Annotated in this window: 9 protein-coding genes; 7 read left to right on the top strand and 2 right to left on the bottom strand. The window is 78.4% G+C overall.

From position 1 onward, the window contains the following. The first annotated feature begins 51 nt into the window (after window positions 1–51). The 4 genes from IE170_RS26070 to IE170_RS26055 are packed head-to-tail and all read left to right on the top strand — an operon-like array spanning window position 52 to window position 5,007. Window positions 52–477 (top strand): GPW/gp25 family protein, encoded by a 426-nt coding sequence (locus IE170_RS26070; protein ID WP_189811883.1) that lies wholly within the window; start codon window positions 52–54, stop codon window positions 475–477. Then, window positions 477–2,426, top strand: coding sequence for a putative baseplate assembly protein (locus IE170_RS26065; protein WP_189811882.1), 1,950 nt, complete (start codon window positions 477–479; stop codon window positions 2,424–2,426). The genes IE170_RS26070 and IE170_RS26065 overlap by 1 nt, the downstream gene beginning before the upstream one ends. Further along, the gene (locus IE170_RS26060) at window positions 2,423–3,061 is read left to right on the top strand and encodes a phage tail protein (protein WP_229885166.1); all 639 of its coding nucleotides are present in this window, start codon (window positions 2,423–2,425) and stop codon (window positions 3,059–3,061) included. Before IE170_RS26065 ends, IE170_RS26060 begins: the two co-directional genes overlap by 4 nt. Before the next feature lie 32 nt (window positions 3,062–3,093). Beyond that, on the top strand, window positions 3,094–5,007 hold the full coding sequence (locus tag IE170_RS26055; RefSeq protein WP_189811881.1) for an NADase-type glycan-binding domain-containing protein: 1,914 nt from the start codon (window positions 3,094–3,096) through the stop codon (window positions 5,005–5,007). A gap of 22 nt (window positions 5,008–5,029) precedes the next feature. Here IE170_RS26055 and IE170_RS26050 read toward each other — a convergent pair whose 3' ends face one another. Both IE170_RS26050 and IE170_RS26045 read right to left on the bottom strand, forming a co-directional pair. Beyond that, window positions 5,030–6,043 (bottom strand): GNAT family N-acetyltransferase, encoded by a 1,014-nt coding sequence (locus tag IE170_RS26050; protein WP_189811880.1) that lies wholly within the window; start codon window positions 6,041–6,043, stop codon window positions 5,030–5,032. A gap of 78 nt (window positions 6,044–6,121) precedes the next feature. Continuing rightward, the gene (locus tag IE170_RS26045) at window positions 6,122–6,733 is read right to left on the bottom strand and encodes a hypothetical protein (protein WP_189811879.1); all 612 of its coding nucleotides are present in this window, start codon (window positions 6,731–6,733) and stop codon (window positions 6,122–6,124) included. 206 nt (window positions 6,734–6,939) lie between these two features. On the opposite strand from IE170_RS26045, the gene IE170_RS26040 reads away from it, so the two are divergent. From IE170_RS26040 to IE170_RS26030, 3 genes are read left to right on the top strand one after another with little or no spacing between them, the layout of a single operon-like run. Continuing rightward, window positions 6,940–8,721 carry a methyltransferase gene (locus tag IE170_RS26040; protein ID WP_223857001.1) on the top strand — a complete coding sequence of 594 codons (1,782 nt, stop codon included), beginning with the start codon at window positions 6,940–6,942 and terminating at the stop codon, window positions 8,719–8,721. Next, complete coding sequence (locus IE170_RS26035; protein WP_189811877.1) at window positions 8,722–14,817, top strand: type I polyketide synthase; 6,096 nt, start codon at window positions 8,722–8,724, stop codon at window positions 14,815–14,817. After that, entirely contained in the window at window positions 14,814–16,568 is a 1,755-nt protein-coding gene (locus tag IE170_RS26030; protein ID WP_189811876.1) for an acyl-CoA dehydrogenase, read from the top strand. Before IE170_RS26035 ends, IE170_RS26030 begins: the two co-directional genes overlap by 4 nt. Window positions 16,569–16,597: the final 29 nt, after the last annotated feature.

Below are 16,597 nucleotides of genomic sequence, written 5' to 3'. Positions count from 1 at the left end.
CGGGCCCCCTCAACCACCCCTCCCCCCTTTCGGACCGTGAGGACGGACAACGTGAGCGAGCACTTCGTCGGCGCCGGATGGGCGTTCCCGCTGCGGATCGACCCGGGCGGCGCGATCGCCCTGGCCCGCCGCGACCGCGAGGTCGAGGAGGCCATGCGGCTCGTCCTGGCGACCGCGCCCGGAGAGCGGCCGATGCGCCCGGAGTTCGGGTGCGCGGTGCACGACCTGGTCTTCGCCCCGTCCAACGACGCGACGGCCGGCCGGATCCGGCACGAGGTGCGCGCCGCCCTGGACCGCTGGGAGCCGCGCATCGAGGTCCACGACGTGACGGTGACCCCCGCCCCCGACGACCCGGCGGTGCTGCACATCGACGTCAGGTACGCCCTGCGCGGCTCCAGCAATCCGCGCAGCCTCGTCTTCCCCTTCTACGTGATCCCGCCCGAGGGCCCCGAGACCGACGAAAGCGAACGACACTGATGGCCCTGCCCGCCCCCCGGCTCGACGACCGGCACTTCCAGCAGTTCGTCGACGACGCCAAGCGGTTCATCCAGCAGCGGTGCCCCGAGTGGAGCGACCACAACGTCTCCGACCCGGGGGTCACCCTCATCGAGGCGGTCGCCCACATGGCCGACCAGCTCGTGTACCGGCTGAACCGGGTCCCGGAGAAGAACCACCTGGCCTTCCTCGACCTGCTCGGCATGACGCTGTTCCCGCCGTCCGCGGCCCGCGCCCCGGTGACGTTCTGGCTGGCCGCGCCGCAGTCCGGGCCGGTGGTGCTGCCGGCCGGGACGGAGGTGGCGACGGGCCGTACGGAAACCGACGAGGCGGTGGTGTTCGCCACGGACCAGGACCTGGTGCTGGTGCCGTGCGAACTGGCGCACCTGCTCACCCAGGGCGCGGGCGAGGCGCCCGCCGACCGCACCGACGAGGTGGCGGCGGGCGCCGACGTGCCGGTGTTCGCGGCCGCCCCGCAGCCGGGCGACCTGCTGCTGTTCGGCCTGTCGGCGGCCGTGCCGGCCTGCGCGGCGGTGCTGCGCGTGGACAGCAGGGTCGACGGCGTCGGCGTGGACCCGCGGCAGCCTCCGCTCGTGTGGGAGGCGTGGACCCCGGACGGCTGGGCGCGCTGCGAGGTGTCGTCGGACTCGACGGGCGGCCTCAACCGGCCGGGCGAGGTGGTGCTGCACGTCCCGGCCGGGCACCGGGTGTCGCGGCTGGGCGGCCTGGAGGCGGGCTGGTTGCGGTGCCGGGTGACGGAGGCCCTGCCGGGGCAGCCGTTCTACACGTCGTCGCCGACGGTCCGCGACGCGGCGGCGTTCACCATCGGCGGGACCGTCGGCGCCACGCATGCCGAAGTGGTGCGGAACGAGCCGCTCGGGGAGGCCGAGGGCGTACCGGGGCAGCGGGTGCGGCTCGCGCAGGTGCCGGTCGTCGGCGACATCCTGCTGGAGGCGTCCGACGGGGAGGGCTGGCAGCCGTGGCGCTGCGTGCCCGACTTCGCGGCGTCCGGGCCCGCGGACCGGCACGTCACCCTCGACGCGACGACCGGCGAGATCGCCTTCGGCCCGGCCGTGCGCGAACCGGACGGCTCGCTGCGGCAGTACGGGGCGGTGCCCGCGAAGGGGGCGGCGCTGCGCGCGGCCCGGTACGCGGTGGGCGGGGGCAGCTCGGGGAACGTGGCCCGCGGGGCGATCCAGGTGCTGCGCAGCTCCGTCCCGTACATCGCCCGCGTGGAGAACCGGGAGGCGGCCCGCGGCGGCGTGGACGGGGAAACGGTGGCGCAGGCGCGGGTGCGGGCGCCGATCGCGCTGCGCGCGCAGGAGCGGGCGGTGACGGCGCGGGACTACGAGGAGCTGACCCGGCGGGCCGCGCCGGAGGCGGCCCGCATCCAGTGTCTGGCCGCCGGGTCGGACCCGGCGGACGGGGAGAACGCGGTCCGGGTCCTCGTCGTTCCGCAGGCGGTGACCGACCGCGGCGGGCGGCTGCGCTTCGAGCAGCTGGTGCCCGGGGAGGAGCTGCTGGCGCGGATCTCCGCGTTCCTCGACGAGCGGCGGCCGCTGGGCACCCGGCTGGCCGTCGGGCCGCCGTTCTACCAGGGCGTGACGGTGGTGGCGACGGTGCACTCCTACCGGGCGGCGGACGCCGACCGGGTCCGCGAGGAGGCGCTGGACGCGCTGTACGCCTACCTGGACCCGCTGACCGGCGGCGCCCTCGGCCGGGGCTGGCCGTTCGGCCGGTCGCTGCGCTCGGGCGAGGTGTTCGCGGCGCTGCAGCGCGTACCGGGCGTGGAGCTGGTGGACGAGGTGCTGCTGCATCCCGCGGACCCGCTGACGGGGCGGCGCGGTGACGCCACGGACCGGGTCGACCTGGGGCCGTCGGCGCTGCTCTTCCCGTTCGACCACCGGGTCCGCGTCATCGAGGCCCGGTGAACGGCGCCGCGGCCGCGGGCGGTGCCGGGCGGGCGCCGTCGGCCCGGGGCGCGGTGGACGGCCTCGCGTCGCCGCGCCCGCTGGGCGAGGCCCTGCCGGCCGTGTACGCCGACGACGACCTCGCCCAACGGTTCGTGACCGGCCTGGACGCCATGCTCGCGCCGGTGTTCAACGTCCTGGACTGCCTGGAGGCGTACTTCGACCCGGCGCTCGCCCCCGCGGACTTCGTCGACTGGCTCGCCGACTGGGTCGGGGCCGAACTCTCCGGGACCGAGCCGCTTCAGGCGCGCCGCGCGGCGGTCGCCGCGGCCGCCTCCCTGCACCGGCTGCGCGGGACGCGCCGCGGCTTGGCGGAGGCGGTGCGGCAGTGCTTCGGAGTGTGGCCGCGGATCACCGAGAGCGGAGGGGCCGCCTGGTCCGCGACGCCGCTCGGCCCGTTCCCGGGCTCCCCCCGGGCGGCCCTGCACGTCCGACTGGTCCTGCCGGAGCCGGGGCCGGCCGACGTGCACCGGCTGCACGCGGTGGTGGCCGCGGCCCGGCCCGCGCACCTGCCGTTCACCGTGGAGGTGGCGGCCGGGGCGGACGCGCCGGGCGCCGCGGCCGGACCACCGCCTACTCCGCCCCCTGCTGTCTGACCCGTACGCTGCGGAAAGGAACCGCCGAGACCATGCCCGAGACCGGAACCTCCCCCTGCCCCGAGTGCGCGGCACCGACGCGTACGAGCGGCCAGTCGTTCTGCGACTCCTGCGGCGCGTTCCTGCGCTGGGACGCCGCCGGCACCCCTCGCGGCGGCCGGGCATCCGGGACCGCCCCCCGGGGCGCCGCCGCGGATCCGGCCGAGGCGGAAACGATGCCGCTGCCCGCGGTACCGCCGACGGCCGACGCCCCGGCCCGGCCGAAACCGGCGGACGGGTCCGCGGACCGGGAGCCGGATGCCACGGCCGCCTCCGACACGCCGGCCGGCGGCGCACCGAGCCGCACGAGCAGCCCGGCACCGGAGCGCGAACCGAGCGCCGGGGCCGCCGCCGACACCTCCGGCGGCGGCGCGCCCAGCGGCACCAGCAGCCCGATACCGGAGCGCCGGCCGGACGCCGGGGCCGCTACCGGCACCTCCGGCGGTGCGCCGGGCCGTACGGGCGACCCGGCGTCGGGGCGCAGGCCGGAGGCCTGGACCGCCTCCGGCACGCCCGGCGGCGGCGCGCGGGCCCGTACGGGCAGCCCCGCATCGGAATCCGCACCGGGCGCCGGAGCCGCCCCCGGCACGCCCGGCGGCGGCGCGCGGGCCCGTACGGGCAGCCCCGCATCGGAATCCGCACCGGGCGCCGGAGCCGCCCCCGGCACGTCCGGCGGCGGCATGCCGGGCCGTACGGGCAGCCCGGGATCGGAACGTGAGCCGGGCGAAGGGGCGGGCTCCGGCCCGGCGGGCGACGGTGCGCCGGGCTGCGCCGGCGGGCCGGCCGGGGATCGGCCGCCGAAGGCGCGGACGGGCGGCGGCGAGCCGGAGGGCACTCCCGGCCCCGCCCGAGGCGTCCACGGGCAGTCCGACCGCTCCCCGGAGCCGGCCCGCGTGCCGGAGGGCGTGCCCGGGCCGCGCCGGGACGCGGACACCGCCGCGGACGGCGGCGGTGCGCGCCCGGAGGGCGACGGACCCTCCGGGGGCACAGCCGCCCCCGGGCCGCCCCCCTCACCGGCCCCGCTGCGGCCCGGCGCACGGCCCCGCCCCGGGGCGGCGGCCTCCGCGGACGCCGCGCGGGCCCTGCTGGTCCCCGTCCCGGCGGCCGAGGCCGTGCCGGAGCCCCGCGACGCCCCCGGCACGGTGCTTCCGGGGGTGCCGGAGGCGGCCCGGCCGAGGGTGCGCGGCCCGCAGTCGGCCGACCCGGTCCCGCAGGGCCCGCCGTGCCCCGCCTGCGGCACGCCCAACCCGCCGCTGCGGACGTTCTGCCGTGCCTGCGCGAGTCGGCTGAAGGACTCGCGGCAGACCGGGGCCGACGGACCGTTCGCGGGACAGCGGCCTCGGCTCGACCGGGGGAGGCGCCGCTGGATCGCCCGGGTCCTGGTGGTGACGGGTCTCGCCCTGCTGCTCGTCGGCGGCGTGATCGGCGGCCCGCCCGCGGTCCGCGCCGTGCAGGACCACTTCGCCAAGCGGGTCGCCGTCCGCCCGACCGGCTGGAGCGCCTCGCACTCCGGTCCGGGCCGCGGGCCGGAGCTGGTCTTCGACGGCTACTCCAACACCTGGTGGGGCACCGGGTACGCGGGCGACTCCAACGGCCAGTACCTCCAGGCCGACTTCGCCCAGCCGGTGGACCTCCTGGCCGTGCTGGTCACGCCGGGCACGTCCAAGCGGCCGGGCCAGGCCGCCGACCAGGCGCGGCCGCAGGAGATCGACCTGGTCGTCACCGACTCCGCGGGCCGGACGAAGACGGTGCACAAGACCCTCGACGACGGCGGGGTGCAGCGGGTCGAGGTGCGCCGCCGGAACGCCGTGTCGGTGCGCATCGTGCTGCGGTCGGCGTACGGCGCCGGCGCCGACCGCCAGGTCGCGGTCGCGGAGGTCGAGTTCTTCGGCCGGTCGCGGACCTGAGGCCGCGTGGACGGCGGTGCGGTCAGTGCGCTGCCGGGGCCTCCGGTTCGTCGGTCCAGCAGAACGACTCGACGAGCCAGCCGCCGTCCTCCGCCCGGCCCAGCCGGAACGTCTTTCGGCCCCAGCCGGAGAAGGCCTTGCCGGCGCGGACGCCCCACTTGGCGTACTCGCCGGTGCGGGTGGCGGTGGCGCCCGCGACGAGGGTCGTCGCGGCGACCTCGGCCTCGGTGAAGTCGGTCAGGTCCGGTCCGCCCAGCAGGGCTTCCCGGGGCGCGATGAAGGATTCCGTGTCCATCCGGTCGACGGTGCCGTCCGGGTTGACCCGCTCGATCACCGCGTCCGGCGCGAGGACGGCCCGTACGCCGTCGAGCGTGACGGGTTCGCCGCCGCGGCGGGTGAAGGCGGCGTAGAAGGCGGTGACGGCGGCGTCGACGGCCCGTTCATCGGCCGATCGCGGGCGCGGGCGGCGGTGTTCGGCGGCGAGCACCGCGAAGTGGAGGCGGTCTAGCCAGGCGCCCTTGCGGTGGACGTCCTGCCGGGCGACGGCCTCCAGCCGCATGCCGACGCGCCGCATCAGGGCGGCGGAGGCGGTGTTGCGGACCGTGCACACGCCGGTGACGCGGTGCCAGCCGAAGGTGTCGAAGGCGAGGCCGAGGGCGGCTGTGACGGCTTCCGCCGCGACGCCCGTGCCGTGGACGTCGGGATGGAAGACGAAGCCGATCTCGCCGGTCAGCGGCGCCCGGTCGTCGCGCCGCAGGAGCACCTCGCCGACGACGCGGCCCGCTGCGGTCTCGACCGCCAGTCCGAGCCAGTCCCCGGGGGCCGCGAGCGCCTGGCCCGCTGCCAGCCGCTCCAGGGTCTTCCGCGTCTCCTCGCGGGTGTGCGGCTCGTGCGGCAGGTGCCGGGCGATCGCCGGCAGCGAGCGGTAGGCGTGGACGGCGTCCAGGTCGTCGGCGCGGACCGGCCGCAGCGCGAGCCTCCCGGTGCGGACGGGGTAGTCGGGCTGTGTCGGCGTACGGTCGAGCTGCTCGGTCATCGGGCTCCCCTCACACGGTGGTCGGGCACACTGTGCCACCCGCCCGGTGCTGCCGCGCCTTCGGGGGCGGGTGCCGGGTCAGTCGTCGGCCGGGCCGCCGACGGCGCTGCCGGCGCGGCGGCTCGCGGCGATCAGCACGGCGAGCGCGAGGAAGAGCGCCGACCACAGGGCCGGCACCAACGGCGTTGCGGTGCCCTCCACTTCGGGGGCGACGCGGCGCCGCGGGTCGTAGGCGACGCGGACCTCCTCTCCCGCGGGCGCGGCGATCCTGTCGTCCTCGAGGACGTCGGGGTAGCCGCCGGGGCAGTCGAGGGTGAGCCGGTGGAGGGTCCTGGGCGGCGGGGCGCCCTCCCCGAAGGAGTCCTGGCTTCTCGAGTCGACGGACCGGACGGTGCAGGCGGCGGTTGCGGGACGGGCCGCGGCCCGGTCCGCGGCGGCCACCGCGGCCAGCATGGCCAGGGCGAGGAGCAGGCTGCCGAAGACGCCGCGGGCCCCGCCCACGAGGAGCAGGTGGGTGACGGCCCCGCAGGCCGCGAGGACGGCTCCGCCCGAGAGGGCGAGCGCACCGGAGGGGGCCGCCTCCGCCGAGAAGCACCAGTGGGCCCACCCGTACAGGGCGGCGGGCCCGGCCGCGCAGGTGGCGACACCCGCCCACCGCCGCGCGGCGCCGCCGCGCCCTTCCTCCGCCATCCCGACCACCCCTCCGGGGAGGACGCCGCCCCGGGGCCGCCGGTTGCCTCCGGCGGCCGGTCCTCCTTCTGCCGACCTGACAACTCCGCCGCCGATCCTGCGGCGCACGCGCCGCCCGACCGTAGGTTCTGGCCCGCGGCGCTCCACCGTGGCGCGCCCGGACGAGGGGGCGACGGATGATCCGACAGCATGCCGGTCCAACGGCCTTGGCCGAGGCGGACCTGGCGGCGCTCGGCAGCGCCGCGGAGCTCGTCCGCACCTCGGGCACGGTCTCCCGGATGCTCCGCACGCTGGCGCCCGCCCTCGGCGACGCCGAACGGGAGTCCCTCGGCGCCTGGTTGGTGCCCGCGCACGCCGCCGTCCTCGTCTTCCCCACCGCTCCGGGCCAGTTGGAGCAGGCTCTGGCCGGGCTGGGACTGGCGGTCTCCGGCCCGCCGACCCCCAGCACCGTCGTACGGGACCGGCTGCGCGCCCGCTACGGGATCCGGCCGGACGCGCTGGAGGTGTCCATCGTGCGGGCCGGCGTCCCCACGGAGGACGGGGAGCTCGGCGAGATCGAGGTGTTCTCCCTGCCCGTGCCGCCGGCCGCCGGCCCCGACCCGGACCCCGGCCCGCCGGGCGGGCCGGGCACCGGGACCGGCGCCTGCCTGCACCACCTGGTGCGGCGCGAGCGCGCCGAGCGCAACGAGGCTCACGTCGCCTTCCGCGTCACCGCCGCCGACGAGGTCGTCTTCGCGGGCCTGCGGTTCCTGCTGGTGGAGCGGGCCGGGATGCGGCCCGACGGCGGCGGCTACAACCCGCACGAGGACGTCACCGTGCTGTACTTCCGCTCGGCCGCCCCCGCCGGCACCCCGTACGCGCGGCTGGAGCTGCTGATGCCCGGCCGCCGGACGTCCGCGCTGGCCGCGCACCGGCTGGTCGAGCGGGACGAGCCGGGCAGGACGCTGCTGGAGCTGATGACGGGCGCCTGGCGGACCCAGGCCGTGGCCGTGGCCGCCGAGTTGGGCGTCTTCGACGCGCTGTCCGCCGATGCGGGCGGGCCCGCCCCGGTCGCCGACCTCGCGGCCCGCGTCGGGGCCGACCCGGACGGGCTCGACCGGCTCCTGCGCTACCTCGCCACGCTCGGGCTCCTCGCGGGCCCGTACGGGCCGGGCGCCGACACCTACGCGCCGACCGGCCTCGGCGAGCTGCTCCGCGCCGACGTGCCGCACTCGATGCGGCCGCTGGCGCTGATGTACGGCGGCCCGTTCTACGAGTCGTTCGGGCAGTTGCTGTACGCGGTGCGCACCGGCGGCGACGCCTTCGCGCACCACTTCGGCGCCCACCACTTCCCCTATTTCGCCGAACACCCGCCATGGGACAGGGCCTTCGACGAGTCCATGCAGGCCAGTTCGCTCATGTTCGGCCCGATCCCGGCGGTCGTGGACCGGCCCGGCGTGGACGTCGTCGTCGACGTGGCCGGCGGCAACGGCGAGCTGATGAAGCAGATCCTCTCCGCCGCCCCGCGGCTGCGGGGCGTCCTGCTGGAGCGGGAGCACGTGGTGGCCGCGGCCCGCGGCCGGCTCCGTGAGGCCGGCGTTGCGGACCGCTGCACGTTCCGCGTCGGCGACTTCACCGAGGCCGTGCCCGCCGGCGGCGACGTGTACGTGCTGTCGCGGGTGCTGCACGACTGGGACGACCGCGGCTGCGCCGACATCCTGCGGCGGTGCGCCGAGGCGATGCCCGAGGAGGCCGAACTGCTCGTCGTGGAGAGGCTCCTGCCGCCGGACGGCGGGAACTCCCTCGCCGTCGCCTGGAACCTGCACATGCTGTGCAACGTCGGCGGCCGCGAACGGACCCTGGAGCACTACCGGCGCCTGCTCGCCGATGCCGGGTTCGACCTCGTGGAGACCGCGCCGCTGCCGCTCGACGGCTCCCTGCTGCGGGCCCGCCGCAAGCGCGCCGCCGCCCCCGTCTTCCCCGTCCCCTCGCGTACGGAGCCCGTGTAGATGGCCGTCCACGTGCACGACTACCTGACCACCCCCGAGCCCGCGGGCGGCGGCGCCTGGACGACGCCCCGGCCCACCCTGCCCGAGGTGTTCGCCGCCGCCGTCGCGGCCGGCGGTGACCAGGCCGCCGTCGTGGACGCGGGCGGCGCCCGGTCCTGGGAGGCGTGGCGGGCCGACGCCGACGCCTTCGGGCGGGCCCTGCAGGACCTCGGGGTGCGCCCCGGCGACGTGGTCGCGGCGCAGCTGCCGAACTCCTGGGAGTTCCTCGTGGCGCACGTCGCGGTCGCCTCCGTCGGGGCGGTGCTGCTGCCGCTGCACAACACGCTCGGCACCCGCGAGGCCGGCTCCCTGCTGGAGCGGACCGAAGCGCGGGCCCTGCTGCTGCCGGCGGCCGCGGAGCCGCCGGCGCGGTCGGCGCTGCCCGCTCTGGAGTTCGTCATCCCGGTCGGCCCCGACGCCTCCGGTGCCGCGGATGCGTACGAGGCGCTCGTACGGACGCGGCGCGGGCTCGCCCCGCAGCCGGTGCCGGTGACCGCCGACATGCCGCTGGTCCTGATGCCCTCGTCGGGCACCACCTCCGCCCGCCCCAAGATCTGCATCCACACGCACGGCGGGCTCCTCGGCAACGCGGTGACCGCCGCCCGCGAGGGCGGCACGACCGCCGGGGACACCTTCCTCAGCGCCAGTCCCTTCACCCACCTCTTCGGGCTGTTCTCCGTGCACCTCTCCCTCGTCACGGCGGCCCGGCAGGCGGTGCTGCCCCACTGGGACACCGGGGCGTTCCGCGACCTGGCGGCGGCGAGCGGGGCGAGCGTCCTGGTCGCCGTGCCCGCCCAGCTCCGCGACCTCGTCGAGTCGCCCGACCCGGTCGCGCGGCTCCGGGAGGTCCGCACGGGCGGCGCGGCCGTGCCGGCGTCCCTGGTGGCGGGCGTGCGCAGCGCCCTGGGCGCGGCGACCGTCGTGCAGTGGGGCATGTCCGAGGTCGGCGCCGGCCTGAGCACCGCGTCCGACGACCCGGTCGGGGTCGCCGCCCGCAGCATCGGCCGGCCCGTGGGCGAGGGCCGGGTCCGGGTGGTCGGCGAGGACGGCCGCCCCTGCCCCGTCGGGGAGACGGGCGAGCTGGAGTTCCACGGCCCGTCCCTGTTCCGCGGCTACCTCGCCGACCCGGAGGCGACCGCGGAGGCGATGACCGCTGACGGCTGGCTGCGCACCGGCGACCTGGCGTGCCGGTACGAGGACGGCACGATCGGCTACCGCGGCCGGCAGGCGGAGCGGATCAACGTGGGCGGGCTGAAGTTCACCGCCTCCGAGGTGGAGGCGCTCCTCGCCGACCTGCCCCAGCTCGCCAACGCGGCGGTCGCCGCCCGGCCCGACGACCGGCTCGGCGAGTACCCGGTGCTGCTGGCCCAGTTGCGGACCGGGGCCCGGCTCACGCTGGAGGACGTACGGGCGCACCTGGCGGCCAAGGGGGTCGCCGCCTACAAGTGGCCGCTGGAGCTGGTGACGGTGGCGGAGGTGCCGGTCACACCGACCCGGAAGGTCGCCCGCGGGCGGCTCGCGGCCCTGCTGGCGCTGCCCGCGCGCAAGACGGTGGCCGCCTGGGCTCAGCAGGCCGCCGCCCTGCCGGAGCGCGAGGCCCTGGACGCGGCGCTGGCGCTCGTACGGGAACTGGCGGCCGAGGTCGGCGGAGCCGCTCTCGGCGCCGCCGACGGCGGCAGGAGCTTCCGCTCGGCCGGACTGGACTCGCTCGGCGCGGTGCGGCTGGCCTCCGGGCTGGGGGCGCGCACCGGGCTGGCCCTGTCGACGACGGCCGTCTTCGACCACCCGACGCCGGAGCAGCTCGCCCGGCACCTGGTCGACCTCGCCGCGGGCGCCGCAGACGGCCCGGCCGACGCGGCCGCGGACCCGGCGCGCCGCGCCTCCCCCGCCCTCACCGCCGCGCCTGCCGCCGGCCGGGGCGGGGACGGTGACGACCCGGTCGCCGTGGTCGGCATCGGCTGCCGCTTCCCCGGCGGCATCTCCTCCCCCGGGGACCTGTGGCGGCTGCTCGCCGAAGGCGGCGAGACCGTGGGCCCGTTCCCCGCGGACCGCGGCTGGGACCTCGACCGCGTGCACCACCCCGACCGCGGCCGCGCCGGCACCTCGTACGTCCGCCACGGCGGCTTCCTCGACGGCGCGGCCGACTTCGACGCCGCCTTCTTCGGGCTCTCCCCCCGCGAGGCCCGGGCCATGGACCCGCAGCAGCGGCTGCTCCTGGAGACGGCCTGGGAGGCGCTGGAGCGCGCCGGGATCCCCCCGGCCGCGCTGCGCGGCACCGCGGCCGGCGTCTTCGTCGGCCTCATGTCCTCCGACTACGCGCCGCGCCTGAACGAGGCGCCCGAACTGCACGACGGGCTGCTGCTCACCGGCAACGCCTCCAGCGTGGCCGCGGGCCGGATCGCCTACACCCTCGGGCTGACCGGTCCCGCGCTCACCGTGGACACCGCCTGCTCCTCGTCCCTGGTGGCCCTGCACCTGGCCCGGCAGGCGCTGCTGCGCGGCGAGTGCACGGTGGCCCTGGCCGGCGGGGCGACCGTGATGTCGACGCCGGCGTCGTTCGTGGACTTCAGCCGGCAGGGCGCCCTCTCCCCGGACGGCCGCTGCCGGGCGTTCTCCGCCGCGGCGGACGGGGCCGGCTGGTCGGAGGGCGCGGGCGTCCTCGTCCTGGAGCGGCTGTCGGCGGCGCGCCGGGCCGGGCGTCCGGTCCTGGCCGTGCTGTCCGGCTCGGCGGTCAACCAGGACGGTGCCAGCAACGGGCTGACCGCGCCGAGCGGCCCGGCCCAGCGGGAGGTCGTCCGCCTGGCGCTCGCCGACGCCGGCCTGGCACCGGCCGACGTCGACCTGGTCGAGGCGCACGGCACCGGGACGCCGCTGGGCGACCGGATCGAAGCGGAGGCGCTGCTGGCCTCGTACGGGCGGGGCCGGGACGCCGACCGGCCGGTGTGGCTGGGCTCGCTCAAGTCGAACATCGGGCACACGCAGGCCGCGGCCGGGGTGGCCGGGGTGATCAAGGCGGTGCTGGCGCTGCGGCACGGCGAGATGCCGCGCTCGCTGCACGCCGGGGAGCCGACGCCGCACGTCGGCTGGGCGGCGGGCGGGGTGCGGCTGCTGGACGCGCCCAGGCCGTGGCCGCGCCCCGCGGACGGGCGCCGCCGGGCTGCGGGAGTCTCCGCCTTCGGCATCAGCGGGACCAACGCCCACGTCCTCGTCCAGGACCCGCCCGCGGCCGCCGCGGACGGGCCGGAACCGGGCCCGCGAGACACCGCCGGCGCGCCTGCCGGGCCGGAGCCGGCCGCGGCCGTGCCGTGGGTGCTGGCGGCGAAGGACCGGACGGGCCTGCGGGAACTCGCGGCGCGCCTCGCCCGGTCGGCGGCCGGCACCGCACCCGCGGACGTGGCCCGGGCGCTGGTCGTGCACCGGGCCCCCGGCGACCGCGCCTTCCCGCGGCGCGCCGTCGTCGTCGGAGACGGCTCCGAGGCCCTGCGGGCCGGGCTCGCGGACTTGGCCGCCGGCCGGGAGAACCCGTGCGTCGTCACCGGGACGCCGCCCGCGGCCGGAGCCGGCCGGACCGTGTTCGTCTTTCCCGGGCAGGGCGCCCAGTGGGAGGCGATGGGTGCCGCGCTGCTGCGCGAGGCCCCGGTCTTCGCGGAGGCCGTGCGGGCCTGCGACGCCGCGTTCGCGCCCCACCTGGACTGGTCGGTGGCGGCCGTGCTGCGCGGCGAGCCCGGCACACCGCCCGCGGACCGCGTCGACGTGGCGCAGACCGCGCTGTTCACGATGATGGTGTCGCTGGCGGCGCTGTGGCGGTCGTACGGCGTCGAGCCGGACGCGGTGGTCGGGCACTCGCAGGGCGAGATCGCCGCCGCTTACGCAGCCGGGGCGCTGACCCTGGAGGACGCGGCCCGGATCGTCGCCCTGCGGGCGCGGGCGGTGCGCCGGTTGCCCCCGGGGGCGATGGCCGCCGTGTCGCTGCCGGCCCCGGAGCTCGCGGCCCGCCTGGCGGGCCGGGCCGGGCCGCCGCTGGCGGTCGCCGCGGAGAACGCGCCGGACGCCTCGGTCGTCGCCGGGGAGCCGGCCGCCGTGGACGCGCTGCTGGCGGAGCTCGCGGCGGAGGGGGTGCGGGGGCGGCGCGTGGCGGTGGACTACGCCTCCCACTGCGCGGCCGTGGAGCCGCTCCGGGCGGAGCTGGCCGAGGGCTTGGCCGGCCTGGCGCCGCGGCCGGTGTCGACGCCGTTCCGGTCGACGGCGGGCGGCGGCCGGATCGCCGGGCCGGAGCTCACCGCGGACTACTGGTACGGAAACCTCCGCAACCCGGTTGCGTTCGCCCCGGCCGTCGCGTCCCTGCTGGAGTCGGGGTTCCGTACGTTCGTGGAGGTCAGCCCGCACCCCGTGCTCACGTACGCGGTGCAGGCGACGGCCGAGCGGGCGGGCGCCGAGGTGCTCGCCGCGGGCAGCCTGCGGCGCGGCGACGGCGGGCTCGGCCGGTTCCTGCTGTCGGCGGCCGAGGTGTTCGCCCACGGCGCGGCGGTCGACTGGGCCGCGGTATGCGGGGGCCGCCGGCCGGGTCCGGTCGAGGCACTGCCGACATACCCGTTCCAGCGCCGCCGGTACTGGCTGGCGGCCCGCGTCCCGACCGCCCCGGCGGCAGCGCCGGACGCCGCTCTGGCGGACGACGCCGCGAACGCGGCGGGAGAACCCCGGACCACCACAGGAGCCGCCGGGCCACCGCACGGCACCGCGGACGCCCCGCACGCCGCGGGCGCCGCGGAAGGGCCCCGGAGCTCCGCCGAACTGCTGGCGCTCGTGAGGGAGTCGGCGGCGGCCGTGCTGGGGCACGCCGGGGCGGACGCCGTGGACCCAGACCGCCCGTTCCTGGAGCTCGGAGCCGGTTCGCTGGCCGCTGTGGAGCTGCGCGGGCGGCTGTCACGGGCCTTGGAGCTGTCCCTGCCGTCGACCGTGGCCTTCGACCATCCGACGGCCCGCGCCCTCGCCGCCCACCTGGGCGAGCGCCTGGAGCACTCCCGGCTCCGGGACGGAGCCCCCCTGGCGCCGGAGGCACGGCCCGCCCCGGAGCGGGCCGGCGACCGGGACCCGGCCGGGCCCGCGGAGCCGACGGCACCTACGGCATCGGCGGCCCTGCCCGACGGGCTGTCCGCACTGTTCCGGCGTGCCAGCGCGGAGGGCCGCGGGGCGGTCGCCGCGGACGTCCTGTCCGAGGCGTCGCTGCTGCGGCCGTCGTTCACGGCGGCGGAGGCCGCCGGCCGGGCGCAGGACCCCGTACGGCTGGCCGGCGGCCCTGCCGGGCCCGCCCTGGTGTGCCTGCCGTCGCTGGTCCCGACGGGAGGGCCGCACGAATACGCCCGGCTCGCCGCCGCGTTCGCGGGACGCCGGACCGTACTGGCCCTGCCGCAGCCCGGTTTCGGGCCGGGCGAGGCGCTGCCCGCAGACCTGCCGGCCCTGGTCGAGGCGCACGTCGCGGCGCTGGGGCGGCGTACCGGCGGGGGCCCGGTGCTGCTGTGCGGGCACTCGTCGGGCGGGTGGACCGCCTGGGCCGTCGCCGCGCGCCTTGCCCGGGAGGGCCGCCCGGCGGCCGGGATCGTCCTGCTCGACACGCCCTGGTACGAGGGCGCGGTGCCGGCCGAGGACCTCTCCCTCGTGCTGGCCGTCGCCGAGCGGCGGCGCCGGGAGGCCGGCGACACCGGCGCGATCGGCACCCACCGGCTCACCGCGACCGGCGGCTACCTGCGCCTCCTGCGCGGCTGGCGGCCCGGACCGCTCGGCGCTCCGGTGCTGGTCGTACGGGCGCGCGAGCCGATCGGACCGCCCGCGCCGTGGCGGCACCCGCACACCGCGGCCGAGGTGCCCGGGGACCACTTCACCATGATGGAGGCCCACGCCGGGGAGATCGCCGCAGCCGTCGAGTCCTGGCTCGCCGGCCCCCGCGGCGCCGCCGGACCGGCCTCGCCCGCCCGCCCCGTGCCGGCCGGAGGCACCGCCTCCGCCGCCCGCGGGCGGGACGTCCCGCAGCACAGCCGAGCCGAGGAGACGGCCCCGTGACCGACCCCGACCTGCCCAAGCTGTTCGAGGACCCGGTCTTCGACGACCGGGCCGCCGATCCGGTGCAGCCGTGGACGACGACGTACCGGCGGGTGGCCCGCCTGAACGCCCGGACCGGCTCCGCGGGGCCGCTCCTCGCCGGCGGCCCGGCGGGGCGGCAGCGCCTGCGCGATCTGCTCGAGTTGACGGCGATGGCCGACCCGGCCGCCTTCCACGTGCTGTTCCTGCACCAGTGCATGGCGACCGGGGCGGCGCTCGACTTCGGCGCCGACCCCGAGGACGTTGCGGCGCTCGCCTCCGGGCGGGCCGTCGGGGCGGCGCTGATGACGGAGGTCGGCCTCGGCAACAGCAACGCCGCCGTGCGGACCGAGGCCGTGTACGACCCGGGGGCCCGCGAGTTCGTCCTGACGACGCCGGACGCGGCCGCGGCCAAATACCCGCCGAACGTCGGGATGCCCGGCCTGCCCCGCCTGGCGGTGGTCGGCGCCCGGCTGCTCGTGGCAGGCGTCGACCGCGGCACGTGCCTGTTCCTGGTGCCGCTGCACGACGGGGACGGCACCCCGGGTGTCACCGTGGTGCCGCGGCCCCGGACGTCGCTGCTGCCGCTGGACTACGCGGCCGTCCGGTTCGACGGCGTACGGGTCCCCTACCGCAGGTGGCTCGCCGACGGGGCCTCGATCTCCGGGTCGGGCGCCTTCCACGACCCGCTCGGCGACCCGCGGCTGCGGACGGCGCGCAGCGTCGGCTGGGCGCGCTTCGCCTGGGGTGCGGTGACGGCCGGACTGGCCGCGGCGGCCCGCGCGGCCGTAGCGATCGCCCTGCCGCACGCGGGCCGCCGGAACACCGTGGACCGGTGGGGTGTGCGGGCGCCGGCGCTGACGCGCCCCAACCAGCAGCGGCTGCTGTTCGGGGCGGCCGCCCGGGCCCTCGCCGCGACGGAGTTCGCGCGCGGGATCACGGACACGGCGTGGCGGACGGCTCCGGGCGGCGGCCGCGGAACCGGTCTCCCGCCGCGGACGATGGGGGAACTCGCCTTGGCGAAAGTGGCGGTGGACGGGCTGGCCGACGGGGCCGTGGCCCGCTGCCGTGCCGCGTGCGGGGCTGCGGGCTTCTTCTCGGAGAACCGGCTGGTCGACTACCAGGCGCTGACCGCGGCTTTCCACGCGGCGGGCGGGGACAACCAGTTGATGCTGCTCGACGCCGCGTGGCGGATGGCGACCGGCGACGACTACACGCCTCCCCCGGCCGGCCGGCCCGCGGCCGCGGGCGGCGCGGAGCCGGACTGGCCGCTGCTGCTGGCGGCCAGGGAGCGCGCCCTGTACGACCGCCTGGTGTCCGCGCTGGCCGCGGCGGCCGCCGCCGGGCGGGACGCGTCCGCGGCGTGGCACGAACGGCTCGGCCTCGCGGAGGAGTTCGCGCACGCGCACCAGGCCCGCGTGGCGGTGGAGGCGGTGGCCGCCCGCTGGCGGCGCCCCGGCGCCTCCGGCGGGGACGGGGCCGGTGAGCAGGCGGTACTGGAGGACCTGTTCCGCCTGCTGGCGGTGGAGGCGGTGCTGCCGCACGCCGACTGGTACGCGGCCCGCGGCCTGCTGTCCGGTGCGGCCGCGGAGGCGCTGGACGAGGAGCTCACCGCGGTGTGCGGGCGGCTGCTGCCGCACGCGGAGTTCGTGACGGGGCTGCTGGACGTGCCGGCCGCGGTGGTGCGGGGCCCGCTCGGCGGCCGGGACTACGTACGGGACCTGACGTCGTGAGGTCCGCGCCACGCGCTCATCACGAAGTG

The sequence above is a fragment of the Streptomyces toxytricini genome (assembly GCF_014649915.1).
Taxonomy (GTDB): domain Bacteria; phylum Actinomycetota; class Actinomycetes; order Streptomycetales; family Streptomycetaceae; genus Streptomyces; species Streptomyces toxytricini.
This window is presented reverse-complemented; position numbering and strand designations above follow the sequence as displayed.